This window comes from Streptococcus ferus DSM 20646, from assembly GCF_000372425.1.
Classification (GTDB): domain Bacteria; phylum Bacillota; class Bacilli; order Lactobacillales; family Streptococcaceae; genus Streptococcus; species Streptococcus ferus.
On the sequence record NZ_AQVD01000001.1, the window covers coordinates 197,259 to 215,177 of the forward strand.

Consider the following 17,919-nt stretch of genomic DNA (forward strand, 5'->3'; position numbering starts at 1 on the left):
AGATTATGGCGAGAAAAAAACTGGGAAAAAAGGATCATCAGTTAGTGTACTCGGTAGTGGTTGCGCTGTTGATTTTAGGATTGGGTTATTTAGCAACCAGCAATCATTTAGAGGACAGTAATCCCTTTAAACAAGCAGCACAATTATTAACGGGTAAGGAAGAAGAGGTTGCGATTGCTTCCAATGGTTCCAGCAGCTACGATGAGACACCAAGTCAGGCACTGGCAGAAAGTGTATTGACTGCAAAGGTCAGACAAAAGCTGGGCAGCCAAATTGAGTGGACAGGGGCAGGTTCTTTTATTATCAATGGCAATAAAACAGCCCTTAACGCAGATGTCTCCAGTCTGCCTTATGCGACGAATCAAACAAAGACAGTCAGAGGAAGACGGATTCCCGTGCTTGCCAATGCGCTTTTGACCAAAGCAACTCGGCAATATCGGAACCGCAACGAAACGGGTCAGGGAAGCAACACTTATCGACCTCCAGGCTGGCACCAGCTGCAGGACTTATCTGGAGTCTACGATCACGCTGTCGATCGGGGTCACCTGCTGGGATATGCCTTGGTAGGAGGACTTAAAGGCTTTGATGCCTCAACCAGTAATCCTGATAACATTGCAACTCAGACGGCTTGGTCCAATCAGGCAGACAGCAGCCAGTCTCGGGGACAAAACTACTATGAAAGCATGGTTCGTAGAGCCTTGGATAAGCATCAAAAAGTTCGCTATCGGGTGAGACTGATTTACGATGGAGATAACCTCTTGGCGAGTGGCAGCCAGATAGAGGCTAAATCGGCTGACGGCAGTTTGGAGTTTAATGTTTTTATTCCTAACGTGCAGAGTGGGCTCACTTTCGATTACAAAACAGGACAGGTCAGAAAAAATTAAAATACGCCTTTCACTAGCGAAAGGCGTATTTTCTTATTCAGCAGCTTGTTCCCACCTTTTGGCAAGGCGCCGAGAGAAGCTGGAAATGATAAAGTTGATGACAAAGTAAGTAGCTGCAACAATACCATAAAGGGCGAAGACCTGATCAGGTTCGAAATATTTCCCCATTAGGATTTGGCTTTTACCAAAGAGTTCTTGGAGAGCGATAACCGAATAGAGGAAAGAGGTGTCTTTGATGACAGTTACAAACTGTGAAATGATGGCCGGAAGCATTTTGCGGATAGCCTGAGGGAAAACAATGTAGATAAAAATCTGAAAATTGGTAAATCCCTGTGATAGACCGGCTTCTGTCTGACCATTGTCAATAGCATTCAGACCACCGCGGATAATTTCGGCGAGGGCGGCTGAGGTAAAGACCGTAAACGAAGTAATTCCTGCGGGTGTTGATTTCATTTGGAAAACCAAAAAGATGATAAATATCCAAAGCAGGTTGGGAACATTACGAACAAACTCAATATAAATACTTGATAGGAGTTTTAAAAACCTGTTTTTCCCATTGCGCATGACAGCCAAAATGGTTCCGATAAGAGTTGATAAAACAATTGATATAAAGGATATGTAGAGTGTTAGCCACAAACCTTGCAATAAGAAGCTGAGGTTTGTTGACGTGAATAATTCTTTCATTTGCAAACCTCCTTCTATAAGCTATAAGCTTTCTTATTTTCTTCTTCTTTACGGCGTGCCCAAGTTGCTAGTGGGAAACACATGATAAAGTAGAGAAGAGCAGCACCGGCAAAGGCAGGTACATAGTTAGTGGTTTCATAAGCCCAAGCCTTGGCTGTAAACATGATATCCGCTCCGGAGATAATCGCAACTGTCGAGGTGTTTTTAATCAGGTTTACGACTTGGTTGGTCATCGGCGGCAGTATAGTCCTAATAGCCTGAGGCAGGATAATCAGACTCATGGTTTGCTTATAGGTGAAGCCTTGTGAAAGAGCAGCTTCTGTCTGTCCTCTGGGAACAGCTTCAATCCCTGAGCGGATAACCTCAGCGATGTAAGCACCATGGTAGACGCCGACACAAAGAACTGCTGTAAAGAAGGTTGAAATCATGATGGCGCCACTTGTCATGATGGCCAATCCATAATAGACAAAGACAAACTGCACCAAGAGAGGTGTGTTTTGAAAGATTTCCACATAAATTCGGGCAATCCCTTTAAGAATCTTATTTTTTGAGGAACTCATGGCTCCGAAGATAATTCCTAAAATAAGAGAAAGGAGCAATGCGGCCGCAGACATACCGAGGGTATAGAGGAAGCCTTTGGCAAAATCACCAAAGTTGGCGAAAAAAGCAGACCAGCGCTCTAGAGCAAAAGGACTGGTAACGGTTGTTAAGATAGTCATAAAATCTCCTTTCTGTACTAGTTGCTCTGACTGGTAGCAGGTTTCAAATCGTATTTATCATAGATTTTCTGCAAGCTGCCGTCCTGAGTCCATTTGCTTAAAAGATCGTTGATATAGGCAGTCAGTTCAGTGTTGGATTTTTTGGTGGCAATGCCGTATTCTTGAGTATTGAAGCCTTCTTTGAGAATCTTCGTCTTTGCACTGCGGTAGCCTGTTAGAATAGATTTATCAACAGAAAAAGCCTGAATACGGTTTGCATAGAGAGAGATTGCTAATTCAGGATATGACCCTAGCTGTGCAAATTTAAACTTAAGGTTATGAGCAGTCCCGTACTCTTCAATAGCTGCCTTGGTGGTTGATCCTTGAGCAACGCCAATTGTTTTTCCATTTAAATCTTTGATTGTGTTGATGCCGCTGGATTTATTAACCAAAAATCCGACTTCATCAGTATAATAGGGATTGGAGAAACTGTAGGATTCTTTACGTTCAGGGGTAATGGTATAGGTTCCGATAACAATATCAACCTGCCCATTATCCATAACCGCTTCACGCGTTTGAGCAGTAACGGGTGTAAATTCTATTTTGACCCCTAAATTTTTAGCAATTTTACGGGCAATGTCAATCTCCATCCCTTCATAGTCACCTGTTTCGGCGCTATAATAACCAAAGTTAGGGACGTCTTGTTTGACGCCGACTTTAATGACACCAGCCTTTTGAATTTTCTTAATTTGAGCAGAAGAGGAAGTTTCTGCTAAGACTTGGGAGAAACTGGAAAAGCAAAGGAAGAAAAGGCAGACTGCTGCTAAGTATTTCAGAAGTTTTTTAAGGGTCATTTAGCTCCCTCCTTTTTCTTGACATCAACACGTTCACTAGAATGATTGATGATTTTGCTTAAGAACTGTTGAGCACGGGGGTCTTGCGGGTTATCGAAGAAACCATTAACATCAGTCGTATCAACGAGAATCTCACCATCTGCCATGAAAATAATCCGGTCAGCTACCTCACGGGCGAAGCCCATCTCATGGGTGACAACGACCATGTTCATCCCTTCGAAGGCCAGATTTTGCATAACCGCTAAAACATCTCCGATGGTTTCGGGGTCAAGAGCAGAGGTTGGCTCGTCAAAGAGGAGCAGTTGAGGGTTCATTGCCAAGCCACGGGCTATGGCGATACGCTGCTTTTGCCCTCCAGACAGCATACCGGGATAAGAGTCTTTACGATCCCACATATTAACATAGGTCAGGTATTTTTCAGCAATGGCTTCTGCTTCTTTAGGATCCATGCCTAAAACCTTGATGGGAGCCATAGTTACGTTTTCCAAAACGGTTTTATGAGGGTAGAGGTTAAAATGCTGAAAAACCATTCCGACTTCTTTACGAAGCTGTACTAAATCCTTGTTGGAAGCACCGGAGACCTTGTGTCCATTGACAATCAATTCCCCTGACTCGATGCCTTCTAACGCATTCATCGTCCGAATGAGGGTTGATTTTCCAGAACCTGAAGGTCCGAGAAGAACAACGACCTGCCCTTTTTCGATTTCAAGATTGATGTTTTTCAGAGCGTGGTAGTCTCCATAGTATTTTTCGACATTTTTATATTCAATTAACGGCATCGCAATCTCCTTATTTAACATAATTTTCTTGTTAGATAAACTAACATAATTACCAATTTTAACATGAAAGATACAAATTGTCAATATTGTCAGAAAATTCAGTAAAACAAAGGCAGCTTAACAATTAGGCCTTAGAGTTTTCATTTAAGAGGGTTTTTGGTATAATCTAGGGAAAAGTGCTTTGCTCTTGAGTTAAAATAAGACTCAGGAGGAATTAAAAAATAACCTATTATTTAAATAGAGAGGTCATTTATAATGAAAAAAATTCTTATTGTTGATGATGAAAAACCCATCTCGGATATTATCAAATTTAATCTAAGTAAGGAAGGCTATGACACCATAACTGCTTTTGATGGTCGTGAAGCTTTGGCCTGCTTTGAGGAAGAAAATCCTGATTTAATCATTCTGGACTTGATGCTACCAGAGCTGGACGGTCTGGAAGTCGCTAAGGAAGTACGCAAAACCAGTCATGTACCGATTATCATGCTTTCTGCCAAGGATAGTGAGTTTGATAAAGTTATTGGCCTTGAGATTGGGGCAGACGATTATGTGACTAAACCTTTTTCGAATCGTGAACTACTAGCGCGTGTCAAGGCTCATCTTCGCCGTACCGAAAATATTGAGACGGCAGTTGCGGAAGAAAATGCCGGCGGTACCTCAGAGCTGGTTATCGGAGAGCTTCAGATTCTGCCGGATGCTTTTATTGCCAAAAAGCGTGGAGAAGAAGTCGAGCTGACCCATCGTGAGTTTGAATTGCTCCATCATTTAGCGACTCATACAGGACAGGTGATGACTCGCGAACACCTGCTTGAAACCGTTTGGGGTTATGACTACTTTGGAGATGTACGGACAGTTGACGTAACCGTACGCCGTTTACGTGAAAAAATTGAGGATACTCCATCTCGTCCAGAATATATTTTGACAAGACGCGGTGTCGGTTATTACATGAAATCCTATGACTAATTTTTTTTCAACAACGCCCTTCCTGCTGAGGCTGGTTTTTGGAGGGCTTTTATTCCTTTTATTTCTCTATTTTATCTTTTTGAATTATCGAGAATATAAGAATAATAAACAAATCAAAGCCATTAATAAAAAAGTCAGATCTCTGATTGCGGGCGATTATTCAGATAAATTAGATATTAAATCAAATCCAGAGTTGACCGATTTGGTGAACAATATCAATGATTTATCAGAAGTTTTTCGTCTGACGCATGAAAATTTGGCTCAAGAGACCAACCGTCTGACCAATGTCTTGACCTACATGACAGATGGGGTTTTGGCGACTGATCGGCAAGGGAAAATTGTCCTGATTAACGACACTGCTCAAAAGCAGCTGAATATCAGCCGAGAAGAGGCCTTGGAGATGTCTATCCTTGATTTTTTGGAAGAGGATAGTTATAGTTTAAATGATTTAATTGCCCAAAAGCCAGAGCTGATCTGGTATCAGCGCGATGAAAATGATGAGTTCATCACCCTTCGGGTAAGGTTTGCTTTAAATCGCCGGGAAAGTGGCTTTATTTCAGGTTTGATTGCTGTTTTGCACGATGTGACAGAGCAGGAGAAGGAAGAAAGAGAGCGGCGCTTGTTTGTATCCAATGTCAGCCATGAGCTGAGAACGCCGCTGACCTCGGTTAAGTCCTACTTGGAAGCCTTAGATGATGGCGCTCTGACAGAGGCCGTTGCTCCGAGTTTTATCAAGGTTTCCTTAGATGAGACCAATCGGATGATGCGGATGATTTCAGATTTGCTGAATCTTTCTCGGATTGATAATGAAAATAGTCCTTTGAATGTCGAATTGATTAACTTTACAGCCTTTATGACCTATATTCTCAATCGCTTCGATCAGATTCAGACGCAGAATTCTTTGGCGGGCAAGGTTTATGAGATTATCCGCGATTATCCTCTTCGACCGGTCTGGGTGGAAATTGATACGGATAAGATGACTCAAGTGGTTGATAATATCATGAATAACGCCATCAAGTATTCGCCAGATGGCGGTAAAATAACGGTTAATATGAACACGACGGATACCCAGTTGATTATTTCCATTTCAGATCAGGGCCTGGGAATTCCTAAAAAAGATTTACCGTTAATTTTTGATCGTTTTTATCGGGTTGATAAAGCCAGAAGCCGGGCACAAGGCGGGACAGGGCTGGGGCTGGCTATTACAAAAGAAATTATTAAACAGCATGGCGGTTTTATTTGGGCTAAGAGTGACTACGGTAAGGGATCGACCTTTACTATTGTCTTGCCTTACGACCGTGACAATATCTTAGATGATGAATGGGAGGAAGAAGAAGCATAGGATGACAGAAGCTGCCTTTAAATATAGTATTCTCGCCTCAGGTTCGTCAGGCAATGCTTTCTATTTAGAAAGCCCTCAAAAGAAACTTCTCATTGATGCGGGGTTATCTGGCAAAAAAATAACGGAATTGATGGCTGAGATTGACCGTCATCCTCAAGATTTAGATGCGATTTTAGTGACCCATGAACATAAGGATCATATCCATGGCGTGGGGGTCTTGGCCAGAAAATATCAATTAGATATCTATGCCAATGAGAAAACCTGGCAGGCTATGGACGGCATGCTAGGTAAGATAGACAGCCATCAGAAGCACCTTTTTGAACTTGGAAAAACCAAGATATTTGGCGATCTTGACATTGAAAGTTTTGGGGTCAGTCATGATGCAGCTGCTCCCCAGTTTTATCGCTTTATGAAAGATGGTAAAAGTTTTGTAATGCTGACAGATACCGGCTATGTGAGTGACAGAATGGCAGGGATTGTAGAGAATGCGGATGCTTACTTAATTGAGTCCAATCATGACATCGAAATTCTACGTTCTGGTGCCTATCCTTGGAGCTTGAAGCAGAGAATCTTATCTGACCAGGGGCATCTGTCTAATGAAGATGGGGCAGAGACCATGATTCGGACGCTTGGTCATAAGACAAAACGCATCTATCTGGGCCATCTGAGTAAAGAAAATAATATCAAAGAGTTGGCACACATGACGATGGAAAATGCTCTCAAACAGGCTGACTTGGCGGTTGATCATGATTTTAAGGTTTACGATACAGCCCCTGATGAGGCGACGCCGTTGACTGATATTTGATGGTTTTCTAGAAGAAAACGTAGAAAAAATACCCGGAAATAGTGGTTCTGGGTATTTTTTGGTATAATAGTAGAAGTGTTTTTTAACAAAGAAAGGATTTTTATGAAGGAACTTAAAGAAAAACTGGCCAGAGAGTTTCAGATTCATTTTTCAGATGAGGAACTCTTGGAAACGGCTTTTACCCATACCTCTTATGCTAACGAACATCGCCTCCTAAACATTTCACATAATGAACGTTTGGAATTTTTAGGAGACGCGGTTCTGCAACTCATTATTTCAGACTATTTATTTAGAAAATACCCGCAAAAACCAGAGGGAGATCTGTCTAAGATGCGTTCCACGATTGTCCGGGAGGAAAGTCTGGCAGGATTCTCCAAAGCGTGTGACTTTGACCGGTATATCAAGCTGGGTAAAGGAGAAGAAAAATCGGGCGGTCGCGAACGGGCCACGATTCTGGGCGACTTGTTTGAGGCCTTTTTGGGTGCCCTTGTTCTTGATTCTGGAGTGGAGGCGGCGCGTGATTTTCTTTATCGCGTGATGATCCCCCAAGTGGAAATTGGTAACTATGAGCGGGTGATGGACTATAAAACCACCTTACAGGAATTGCTGCAGGTTAAGGGAGATATCAAAATCGATTATCGGGTCATCAAGGAAAGCGGTCCTGCCCATGACAAGCATTTTGAGGTTGCTGTCCTTGTAGAAGGCAAGAAAATGAGCCAGGGAGCAGGAAAATCGAAAAAGATGGCAGAACAAAACGCTGCTCAAAATGCCCTTGAGCAGCTAAAACGAGGTTCTTAAGGATGTTTCTAAAAGAAATTGAAATGCAGGGCTTCAAGTCTTTTGCAGACAAAACAAAAGTTGAATTTGATCAAGGGGTAACAGCTGTTGTCGGCCCCAATGGTTCTGGAAAGAGTAATATCACGGAGAGTCTCCGCTGGGCCTTGGGAGAATCAAGTGCCAAAAGCCTACGCGGTGGAAAGATGCCGGATGTTATCTTTGCTGGGACGGAAAATAGAAAACCTTTAAATTTTGCACAGGTGACCGTTGTTCTAGATAATAGGGATGGCTTTATTAAGGATGCTCAAGAAGAGATTCGAGTAGAACGTCATATTTATCGTAATGGAGACAGCGACTACCTTATTGATGGTAAAAAAGTCCGCCTGCGTGACATTCATGATCTTTTTATGGATACAGGTTTGGGACGGGATTCTTTCTCCATTATTTCTCAGGGGCGCGTCGAAGCTATTTTTAATAGTAAACCCGAGGAACGTCGTGCAATTTTTGAAGAAGCTGCAGGTGTTTTAAAATACAAAACGCGTAAAAAAGAAACTCAGACCAAGCTTAATCAGACCCAAGACAATCTTGATCGCCTAGAAGACATCATTTATGAACTGGAAACTCAGATAAAGCCTTTAGAGCGGCAGGCTAAAGTGGCAAAAGAATTTTTGCTTTTGGAAGCAGATCGTAAAAAGGGCCACTTGGACCTTCTTGTTCATCGTATTATTAAGAATAAGGCATTTTTAGAAACGCAGGAAAATCAGCTTGAAGCGGCCAAAGGGGCACTGAAGGGTTATTATAAAGAGCGCGAAAAACTTGAGGAAACCAATCAGACCTTAAAGGCCAAACGTCAAACTTTGACGAAAAAAGTAGAGCAAAAACAGGCACAGTTATTGGACCTAACACGCTTAATCAGTGATTTGGAGCGTCAAATTGACTTAATCAGCCTAGAGAGCAGCCAAAAGGCGGAAAAGAAGGAACTCAGTCAAGCTAATCTCAAGCAACTAGAAGCTCAAAGATCAATTCTGGAGAATGAATTGACAGCCAAAGAGGATGAAATCAATGAACTGCTCCTTGGTATTGACGCTAAAAAGACCCAAATTGCAAAGGTTGAAACAGACTTATCCCGCTTTTCGACCAATCCAGATGCCATTATTGAGGGGCTTCGGGAAGATTTTGTGCGACTGATGCAAAAAGAAGCGGACTTATCCAACCAGGTTACCGCCTTGGACTCGGATTTGGAGAAGCAGAGACAAGCCTCAAATCTAAAGACGGCAGAAATGGAGCAGCTTCAGAAAGATCTCGGACAGACCAAAGAACGCCTTGAACAGGAAAAAGGTAAGCTGGATCAGGTTCAGTCAGATTTGCAGGCTTTGCTGCAATCCCATCAAGACTTGTCTTTGGAAATTCAAGAGCTGGACAGGCATTATCAGAAAGATCAGGCTACCATGTTTCAGCAGCTTGATCAGCTGAAAAATCAAGAAGCTCGGCGCAATAGTCTGGAAAATATCCAAAAAAACCATAGTCATTTCTTTGCGGGTGTCAAGGCTGTTCTGCAAAGAGCCGATCAGCTTGGCGGGATTGTCGGTCCTGTTAGTGAGCACATTAGTTTTGCAGGAGATTACCAAACAGCCATTGAAATTGCCCTAGGAGGCAGCAGTCAGCATATTATTGTAGAAGATGAAGCGGCTGCCAAGCGAGCTATTGACTCCCTGAAGAAAAATCGCCAGGGGAGGGCAACTTTTCTCCCTTTGACTACGATTAAGCCTCGCCATCTGTCAGAACAAAATCAAATCAACTTATCAAAGGCAGCAGGTTTTCTTGGAATGGCCAGTCATCTAGTGACTTTTGAACCTCGATTGGCTGCTATTTTTGAAAACTTGCTGGGAGTGACAGCTATTTTTGATACGGTTGATCATGCCAATCAGGCGGCTCGCAGTCTGAGATATCAGGTACGGATGGTGACTCTTGATGGAACAGAAATCCGTCCGGGCGGTTCATTTTCAGGAGGAGCAAACCGTCATCACAGCACGACCTTTATCAAACCTGAACTAGAGCGTTTGGAAAAAGATATCGCTGCTCTGAAGGCTAAGCAAGTAGAGACGGAACAAAAACTCGCTCGCTCTAAAGAAGAACTGACGGCTAAAACGGCTTCTTTGGCGCGCATCAAAGAAGAAGGGGATAAGACAAGGCTTTTGGAGCAGAAACTAGCCCTGAGCTATGAGCAGATCAGCCAGCGCTATTCTGAAATGCAGGAGCTTTTCCAAGGCTTGGAGGAGATAACCGATTCTCAAAGTCAGCAGGCACTTTTAGATAGAAAAGCTGGGCTTGAGTCTGATTTGGCTGCGATTGCTGAGGATAAGAAAAGTCTCAATCAGCAAATTAAACAGATTAAAGACGATAAAGACAGCATTCAGGCCAAGGTAACCGAGCTTCAGCAGGTTCTGTCAGACTTGCGTCTTGAAGAACGCGATGTGCTCAACACCTATCAGTTCGCCTTAGAAAATAAGAAACGCCAGCAACTTGAGTTGGAGACTCTTCATCAGGATATGGAGCAAATTAGGCACCAGCTGACTGCTCAGACAGAGGATTTGTCAGAAAATCGCCTGCCTGATCTCAAAGAACAGCGCCAGCAAGCTGAGGAAAGTAAGGCGACCATTGAAACCAGCTTGGTGCAATACCGCTTTGAACTGGAAGATTGTCAGGCGCAGCTAGAAGAGCTGGAAGAGAGCCTGCTGACATCAAGTCAAAAGAATGAGGAATTGATTCGCCAACAGGCAAAACTAGAAGCTGATGTGGAGAATGTTTCGGATAAGTTACGCCAATTTGCTGTCAATCTGACAGAGGAGTATCAAATGAGCTTAGAAGAAGCTCAAAAACAGGTTGAAACAATTGACAACGAAGAGGCCGCCAGTCAGGCCCTTCGCCAGCTGGAACGTCAGATTAAGCGCTTAGGTCCGGTCAATATTGATGCGATTGAACAGTACGATGAAGTCAACGAGCGCTGTCAGTTCCTCAATAGCCAAAAGGATGACTTGGTTCATGCTAAGGATCTGTTGCTGTCGACCATTCATGAAATGGACGATGAGGTTAAGGTGCGTTTTAAGACGACATTTGATGCGATTCGGGATAGTTTTAGAACTACCTTTGTCCAAATGTTCGGCGGTGGAAGTGCTGACCTTCTGTTGACAGAAGGTGATCTTTTGACGGCTGGTGTCGAGATTTCAGTTCAGCCGCCAGGTAAGAAAATCCAATCCCTGAACCTCATGTCAGGTGGAGAAAAGGCGCTGTCTGCTTTGGCCCTCTTATTCGCTATTATTCGTGTGAAGACTATTCCTTTCGTCATCCTAGATGAAGTGGAGGCGGCTCTTGATGAGGCCAATGTCAAACGTTTTGGAGACTATCTCAACCGCTTTGATAAGTCTAGTCAGTTTATTGTGGTCACCCACCGTAAGGGAACCATGTCAGCAGCAGACAGTATTTATGGTGTCACTATGCAAGAGTCAGGTGTCTCTAAGATTGTGTCTGTTAAACTAAAGGACGTTGCAGACTTTGACAAGACTAATTAAGCTGTCACAGTTGCCAAATAGGCTAGGACATCTGTCCTAGCCTATTACCATGTCGTCATACTGAGCCTCAGTCATCAATAAGTACCTATTCGTTTTCAGAGGTGGTCGCTTGACTGACGAGTGCTTCTGTTGTTTGTGATAAAGGGTCAGCTTCAGAACCAGCTAGCTGCTCAGTGGTACTTGTTTGGGTGCTGAAATCCTGATTAGAATGAACGCTAGAGTCTGAAACCTTATAGTAGACACTGTCTATAAAATCTTGTGTGGAAGTGGTGTCAAAAATTGCTGTCTGACTCCCAACAAGGCGGTCGCGGCTAATGTCAGAAGGGTCTTCTTTGGTGAAGCGGAAATGGCTGCTGGGAATCTTGGTCCCTGCAGGATAGAAGTAGAGCACAAAACCATAGCCATTTTCTAACTGAACGTTGGCCTGATATTGTCCGGATTCTTTTTGATAGAGGGCAGATAGGTGAAGTCCGTTTGGTGTGACGATACCGCTTGGTGAAAAGCCAAAGAGCCATCCCTTAGCATCAGACCAAGTGCCAGTTATACTTGTAAAGTCCCCGTTTTGCAGGCTGGCAAAGTCAAATTTAGATGTTTGGATTGGCTTGTCCGGCCTTTGCTCCAGAATGGTTTGTCCGGCTTCTTTTCCTGCCGCAGTGACTGGCTGCAATGTAACGGGCTTGCTAAGATTGGGGCGTAGTTTGGCAGTTTTATTTTGCTTTTCACTGATTTTAGAAATCATCAGCTGACTGTTATCTGTCTGCGGTCTTAGCTGTTTGCTCAGCAGCAGACCGCTGGTAGCTAACAAGAGGGTCAGTCCCGACATCAATAGGGTTTTCTTTTTCACAGGCATCTCCTTAGTTTGGTTCTCATTTTACTTATTCGTTAAACGAAAAAAATTTTTGACTTTTTTCCTCAAAATCTGTTAAAATATTAGTAATTGAATACAAGTCGATGAGATTAGTAGCTTTATGGCAGTCTTTTAGGGAATGCGGGCCGTGACTGGAAGCCTGTTAGATGAAAGTTTAGTGAATTCACTCAGTTAGTAGACTTAGAATTAAGGTCTGGCATTTCCAGATAAAAAACGGATGGTACCGCGTGTCAACGCTCCGCTTAGGAGAGTTGGCACGTTTTTATTTTGGAAATGCTCAAGAAAGGATAAGAATGGACTTACAAGCGCAATTAGAGGAATTAAAAACAAAGACTCAAAATCAGCTGAAAGCGATAAAGGCTGACAATGCTAACGAATTGCAGGAACTCCGCGTGAAAGTGCTGGGGAAAAAAGGCTCTCTGACCGAGCTGCTAAAAGGGCTGAAGGATCTCTCTCAGGAACTTCGCCCGCTTGTCGGCAAACAGGTCAATGAGGTTCGTGATGTCCTGACTCAGGCTTTTGAAGAGCAGGCTCAGCTCTTGGAAGCGGCTCAAATTCAGGCTCGGCTCGAATCAGAAACGTTAGACGTGACCCTTCCTGGCCGTCAGATTAAGCTGGGCAATCGCCACATCCTGTCGCAAATCAGTGAGGAAATCGAAGACATTTTCCTCGGGATGGGTTTTCAGATTGTGGATGGTTTTGAAGTTGAGCAGGATTACTACAATTTTGAGCGGATGAATTTGCCTAAGGACCATCCGGCGCGTGATATGCAAGATACCTTCTACATTTCCGAGGATATTCTCCTTAGGACCCATACCAGTCCTGTTCAGGCTAGAACGTTAGATAAGCATGACTTTTCGAAAGGGCCGCTCAAGATGATTTCTCCAGGGCGTGTTTTCCGTCGCGATACAGATGATGCGACCCACTCTCATCAGTTCCATCAAATCGAAGGATTAGTTGTGGGTCAAAACATTTCTATGGGGGACCTCAAGGGCACTCTCGAAATGATCAGTAAGAAGATGTTCGGTGAAGACCGCAGCATTCGCCTGCGTCCATCTTATTTTCCATTTACAGAACCGTCTGTCGAGGTCGATGTTTCCTGCTTCAAATGTGGCGGTAAAGGCTGTAACGTTTGTAAAAAGACGGGCTGGATTGAAATTTTGGGTGCCGGCATGGTTCATCCAAGTGTTCTTGAAATGTCAGGGGTTGATTCTGAGCAATATTCTGGCTTTGCCTTTGGACTTGGTCAAGAAAGGATTGCTATGCTGCGTTACGGCATCAATGATATCCGTGGTTTCTATCTAGGCGACAGTCGCTTTATTGAGCAATTTAAATGATTGAGATTAAACCAATTAAGTTCGAGGAGGCAGAAGTCCTACGAGATATTGCTATAAGAACCTTCGAAGAAACCTTTGGGCATGATAATGAGCCGGATCAGTTGGCTGCATTTTTCGATAAAGACTTGAGTCTTGACATTCTGAAAAAAGAGCTCAAGCATCCGGACAGTCAGCATTATTTTATCAGGGTTGATGGGGAACCGGCAGGCTACCTCAAACTTAATAGAGGTCAGGCGCAAACAGAGCAGGAGTTAGCCAATGCCTTTGAAATTCAAAGACTCTACCTCCTGCGAGCCTATCAGGGTAGGGGACTGGGACAAAAACTTCTTGAGTTTGCACTGGAAAGAGCTTGCGAATCAGGCTGTGACTGGGCTTGGCTGGGAGTTTGGGAGCATAATATCAAGGCGCAGTCTCTTTATCAAAAATACGGATTTGAAAAGTTCAGTGAGCATCTCTTTGCTGTCGGGGATAAGATGGATAGGGACTGGCTGCTGAGAAAACCTTTAACGAGGAAAGGAAAAGAATGTTAGTAAGTTATAAATGGTTAAAACAATTAGTGACTATTGATGTGCCGAGTCAGGAACTGGCAGAAAAGATGTCAACCACGGGGATTGAGGTGGAAGGCGTTGAAGTTCCGGGAGAGGGACTGTCCAAGCTAGTTGTAGGAGAAGTTGTTTCCTGTGAAGATGTACCAGAGACACACTTGCATCTCTGTATGGTGGATACAGGTGAGGAAGAGCTTCGTCAGATTGTCTGCGGAGCACCAAATATCAAAGCGGGTCTTAAGGTGATTGTGGCCCTTCCAGGTGCTCGAATTGCCGACAACTATAAAATCAAAAAAGGCAAAATCCGAGGCATGGAATCCCTTGGTATGATCTGCTCCTTGCAGGAATTGGGACTGTCTGATTCTATCATTCCTAAAGAATTTGCGGATGGCATCCAAATTCTGCCGGCCGATGCGGTTCCTGGGGATGATGCCTTAACATACTTGGATTTAGATGATGAGATTATCGAATTGTCAATCACGCCTAACCGTGCCGATGCGCTGTCTATGCGCGGTGTTGCTCATGAGGTGGCTGCTATTTATGGAAAATCGGTTCATTTTGACGAAAAATCTCTGACTGAAAATGATCGGAAAGCAGCTGATCTTCTCAAGGTGGCTATCGCTTCTGACAAGGTGCTGACCTATAAGGCGCGTGTGGTTGAAAATGTGACCATTAAACCAAGCCCTCAATGGCTTCAGAACATCCTGATGAATGCCGGCATTCGTCCCATCAATAATGTTGTCGATGTGACCAATTACGTCCTGCTTTACTTTGGTCAGCCGATGCATGCCTTTGATTTGGACAAGTTTGAGGGCAAGGACATTCTGGCCCGTCAGGCTAAATCTGGTGAGAAACTCGTGACCCTTGACGGAGAAGAGCGTGACCTAGCGGAAGAGGACATAGTCATCACCGTTGACGATAAACCCGTAGCCTTGGGAGGTGTTATGGGCGGTGCCGCAACTGAGATTGATTTTTCTTCTCGCAATGTTGTTCTGGAAGCCGCTGCCTTTGATGGCAAAACCATTCGCAGAACAAGCAGTCGCCTGAATCTGCGTTCAGAAAGTTCCTCTCGCTTTGAAAAAGGAATTAACTATGCTACTGTCGGACAGGCACTTGATTATGCAGCAGCCATGCTGACAGAATTGGCAGGAGGACATGTCCTTGCTGGTCAGGTTGAGGCAGGTACATTGCCAACAGATGATGTTCAAGTGTCTACTAGCCTTGACTATGTTAATGTTCGCTTGGGAACAGACTTAACTTTCTCGGATATTGAAAATGTCTTTGCCCGACTTGGTTTTGGTCTGTCAGGAGATGAGGAGATGTTCACGGTTTCTGTTCCTAGACGCCGTTGGGACATTGCCATCCAAGCTGATTTGGTTGAGGAAATTGCTCGAATTTACGGCTATGACAAGCTGCCGACGACTCTGCCTGAGGCAGCAGGAACAGTCGGCGAATTAACGATAGCTCAAAAATTACGCCGTAAGGTGCGCACGCTGGCTGAGGGAGCAGGTCTGTCTGAGATCATCTCTTATGCCTTGACGACTCCTGAAAAAGCAGTCGCTTTCACGCCAAATCCAAGCCATCTGACAGAACTGATGTGGCCTATGTCTGTCGATCGTTCAGCCCTTCGTCAGAATATTGTATCTGGTATGCTGGACACCATTGCCTATAATGTCGCTCGGAAGAACAAGAGCCTGGCCCTTTATGAAATCGGTAAGGTCTTTGAACAGTCTGGTAACCCTAAAGAGGAGCTGCCAAAGGAAATTGATACCTTTGCCCTTGCGCTGACAGGTTTAGTGGCAGAAAAAGATTTCCAGACACCTGCTCAGCCGGTTGATTTCTTCTATGCAAAAGGGATTCTGGAAGCCATTCTGGCCAAACTTGAGGTCTCTGTTCAATTTGTTGCAACAAAGGCTATGGCCAGCATGCACCCCGGACGTACAGCACTCATTGAACATGATGGGCAAGTTATCGGTTATTTAGGTCAAGTTCACCCCCAGACGGCAAAGGATTTTGACATTCCTGAAACTTACGTGGCTGAGCTCAATCTTAATGCGCTTGAAGCAGCTCTGAAGCCGGATTTAGTTTTTGAGGATATCACTAAATTCCCTGCGGTGTCACGTGACATTGCTCTGCTTCTTTCAGAAGAAGTAAGCCACCAAGATGTTTTAGACGCCATTGCGGCTAGCGGTGTGAAACGCCTGACCAAGGTAAAACTTTTTGATGTTTATGCTGGTGAAAAACTGGGACACGGCAAGAAATCAATGGCTTACAGCTTAACCTTCCAAAATCCTAAGGATAATTTGACGGATGAAGAAGTGGCCAAGTATATGGACAAAATCACTAAATCTCTGACTGAAAAAGTCGGTGCAGAGGTGAGATAGAAAAATCTAGCCTTTAGGCTAGATTTTTCTGCACTTTGGATAGGAGGACAAGATGTATCAAACAGAGATTAAGGGGGATAGGCTTTACCATGCGCAGTCATCGGGCTATGGTCAGCCTGTGGAAACGTTTGGACAGACGCAAGACGGTGAGACACCGATGAGCTTAGTCAATATTGCGCTGGCTTCTTGCGTCACCATGTGCATTCAGGGTTATTTTGCGAAGCATCATCAGCTGACGGAGCTGCCCATTACCGTTGAATCCCACTACGAGAATAAGAAATTCACCTTGCTGTTGAGGATGGACGATGCGTTAACAGAAGAAATGAAGTCGGCTCTCCTAACTTACATTGACGACAATTGCCGCGTCAAGCAGCTTTTACGGCAAGACCTAGATTATCAGATAAGTTTTGCAGAGAAAAAGGAGCCCTAGGGCTCCTTTTATAAGTCATTGGTTTTGAAGGTGTCACCATGTGTGAAATCACCGTACTGGTAGCCCCTGTCAAACCAGCGCTTTCGCTGTTCAGAGGTTCCGTGGGTAAAGCTGTCTGGTACCGTCTTGCCGTAGGCTTCCTGTTGCAGGGTATCATCACCAACAGCATGGGCGGCGTTTAGCGCTTCCTGAATATCTCCTGTGTCCAGCAATCCCTGATCATCAACGTATTTAGCCCAGGCACCGGCGTAGTAGTCTGCCTGAAGTTCCAAGCGCACATTGAGGGCATTACTGGCTTTTTCAGACAGTCCCTGACGAGCCTTGTTGTAGCTGCTCATCGTGCCGATTTCATTTTGAACATGGTGTCCGACCTCGTGAGCGATAACATAGGCCATGGCAAAATCACCGGCGGCCTTGTACTTAGTAGTCAACTCCTGATAGAAGGTCAGGTCGATGTAGATTTTTTTGTCAGCCGGACAGTAGAAAGGACCTGCCTGAGCCTGACCAAGACCGCAGCCTGTAGTGGTTCGGTTGGTGTAAAAAACTAGGGTCGGTGCATTGTAGGTCATTCCCTCTGCTCGGAATTTCTGACTCCAAAATTCTTCTGTGGAGGCCAGCACCTTACTGACAAATTGGGCATCTTGGTCACTGGCGGTCGTATTGTTGGTGCTGACTTGGCTGGTACGGTCATAGTTGGCGGTATTGTCTCCAGTCAGAATACCGCTGAGACTGCTGAAACCGCCAAAGAGTAAGAGAACCAGCAGAATGACTAGTTTTGTTTTCCAGCTGCCACTGGAAAAAAGCAGCTGAAGCAGTAGCTGGCTGCCATTACCTGAGGAGCTGCCTCCAAAACTGCCGGACCCCTGTCCTCTGCGATCCTCGATATTGTCGCTTTCGCGCATCTTATCAGACTTCATAAGAACTCCTAATCTTTTCTTTTCTACTCTATTATAATGTATTCTGGCTGGAAGCGCATTAATTTTTGTCTTGATTTTAATAT

The 17,919-nt window shown here is 44.3% G+C and carries 16 protein-coding genes; 10 read left to right on the top strand and 6 right to left on the bottom strand.

The genetic code is table 11. From position 1 onward, the window contains the following. Nucleotides 1–5: 5 nt before the first annotated feature. Entirely contained in the window at nt 6–884 is an 879-nt protein-coding gene (locus A3GY_RS0100970; RefSeq protein ID WP_018029523.1) for a DNA/RNA non-specific endonuclease, read from the top strand. Between the two features lie 33 nt (nt 885–917). Here the strand turns inward: A3GY_RS0100970 and A3GY_RS0100975 are convergent, their stop codons facing one another. The 4 genes from A3GY_RS0100975 to A3GY_RS0100990 are packed head-to-tail and all read right to left on the bottom strand — an operon-like array spanning nt 918 to nt 3,899. Further along, entirely contained in the window at nt 918–1,568 is a 651-nt protein-coding gene (locus A3GY_RS0100975) for an amino acid ABC transporter permease (protein ID WP_018029524.1), read from the bottom strand. A 14-nt stretch (nt 1,569–1,582) separates the two neighbouring features. Further along, a complete protein-coding gene (locus A3GY_RS0100980) occupies nt 1,583–2,287 on the bottom strand; it encodes an amino acid ABC transporter permease (protein WP_018029525.1) in 705 nt (234 codons plus the stop codon). Between the two features lie 17 nt (nt 2,288–2,304). Continuing rightward, a complete protein-coding gene (locus A3GY_RS0100985; RefSeq protein WP_018029526.1) occupies nt 2,305–3,120 on the bottom strand; it encodes a transporter substrate-binding domain-containing protein in 816 nt (271 codons plus the stop codon). Further along, nucleotides 3,117–3,899 (bottom strand): amino acid ABC transporter ATP-binding protein, encoded by a 783-nt coding sequence (locus tag A3GY_RS0100990; protein ID WP_018029527.1) that lies wholly within the window; start codon nt 3,897–3,899, stop codon nt 3,117–3,119. Before A3GY_RS0100990 ends, A3GY_RS0100985 begins: the two co-directional genes overlap by 4 nt. Nucleotides 3,900–4,154: 255 nt before the next feature. Between A3GY_RS0100990 and yycF the strand changes: the two genes are divergently transcribed. The 5 genes from yycF (at nt 4,155) to smc (ending at nt 11,355) form a co-directional block, all read left to right on the top strand. Then, a complete protein-coding gene (gene yycF / locus A3GY_RS0100995; RefSeq protein WP_018029528.1) occupies nt 4,155–4,862 on the top strand; it encodes a response regulator YycF in 708 nt (235 codons plus the stop codon). Next, complete coding sequence (gene vicK / locus A3GY_RS0101000; RefSeq protein ID WP_018029529.1) at nt 4,855–6,204, top strand: cell wall metabolism sensor histidine kinase VicK; 1,350 nt, start codon at nt 4,855–4,857, stop codon at nt 6,202–6,204. Before yycF ends, vicK begins: the two co-directional genes overlap by 8 nt. A gap of 1 nt (nt 6,205) precedes the next feature. After that, nucleotides 6,206–7,009, top strand: coding sequence for an MBL fold metallo-hydrolase (locus A3GY_RS0101005; RefSeq protein ID WP_018029530.1), 804 nt, complete (start codon nt 6,206–6,208; stop codon nt 7,007–7,009). Nucleotides 7,010–7,111: 102 nt separating this feature from the next. Further along, the gene (rnc, locus tag A3GY_RS0101010; protein WP_018029531.1) at nt 7,112–7,807 is read left to right on the top strand and encodes a ribonuclease III; all 696 of its coding nucleotides are present in this window, start codon (nt 7,112–7,114) and stop codon (nt 7,805–7,807) included. Between the two features lie 2 nt (nt 7,808–7,809). Beyond that, the gene (gene smc / locus A3GY_RS0101015) at nt 7,810–11,355 is read left to right on the top strand and encodes a chromosome segregation protein SMC (protein WP_018029532.1); all 3,546 of its coding nucleotides are present in this window, start codon (nt 7,810–7,812) and stop codon (nt 11,353–11,355) included. A gap of 85 nt (nt 11,356–11,440) precedes the next feature. On the opposite strand, the gene A3GY_RS09555 is transcribed toward smc, so the two are convergent. Next, nucleotides 11,441–12,199, bottom strand: coding sequence for a DUF6287 domain-containing protein (locus A3GY_RS09555; RefSeq protein ID WP_018029533.1), 759 nt, complete (start codon nt 12,197–12,199; stop codon nt 11,441–11,443). A 317-nt stretch (nt 12,200–12,516) separates the two neighbouring features. Here A3GY_RS09555 and pheS point away from each other — a divergent pair, with 317 nt between their 5' ends. From pheS to A3GY_RS0101040, 4 genes are read left to right on the top strand one after another with little or no spacing between them, the layout of a single operon-like run. Next, complete coding sequence (gene pheS, locus A3GY_RS0101025; RefSeq protein ID WP_018029534.1) at nt 12,517–13,560, top strand: phenylalanine--tRNA ligase subunit alpha; 1,044 nt, start codon at nt 12,517–12,519, stop codon at nt 13,558–13,560. Then, the gene (locus A3GY_RS0101030) at nt 13,557–14,090 is read left to right on the top strand and encodes a GNAT family N-acetyltransferase (RefSeq protein ID WP_018029535.1); all 534 of its coding nucleotides are present in this window, start codon (nt 13,557–13,559) and stop codon (nt 14,088–14,090) included. The genes pheS and A3GY_RS0101030 overlap by 4 nt, the downstream gene beginning before the upstream one ends. Continuing rightward, nucleotides 14,084–16,489, top strand: a complete 2,406-nt coding sequence (pheT, locus tag A3GY_RS0101035) for a phenylalanine--tRNA ligase subunit beta (RefSeq protein ID WP_018029536.1) — start codon at nt 14,084–14,086, stop codon at nt 16,487–16,489. The genes A3GY_RS0101030 and pheT overlap by 7 nt, the downstream gene beginning before the upstream one ends. Before the next feature lie 52 nt (nt 16,490–16,541). After that, nucleotides 16,542–16,919, top strand: coding sequence for an OsmC family protein (locus tag A3GY_RS0101040; RefSeq protein ID WP_018029537.1), 378 nt, complete (start codon nt 16,542–16,544; stop codon nt 16,917–16,919). Nucleotides 16,920–16,927: 8 nt separating this feature from the next. Here A3GY_RS0101040 and ypfJ read toward each other — a convergent pair whose 3' ends face one another. Then, nucleotides 16,928–17,836, bottom strand: a complete 909-nt coding sequence (gene ypfJ, locus A3GY_RS0101045) for a KPN_02809 family neutral zinc metallopeptidase (protein ID WP_018029538.1) — start codon at nt 17,834–17,836, stop codon at nt 16,928–16,930. Between the last annotated feature and the right edge of the window lie 83 nt (nt 17,837–17,919).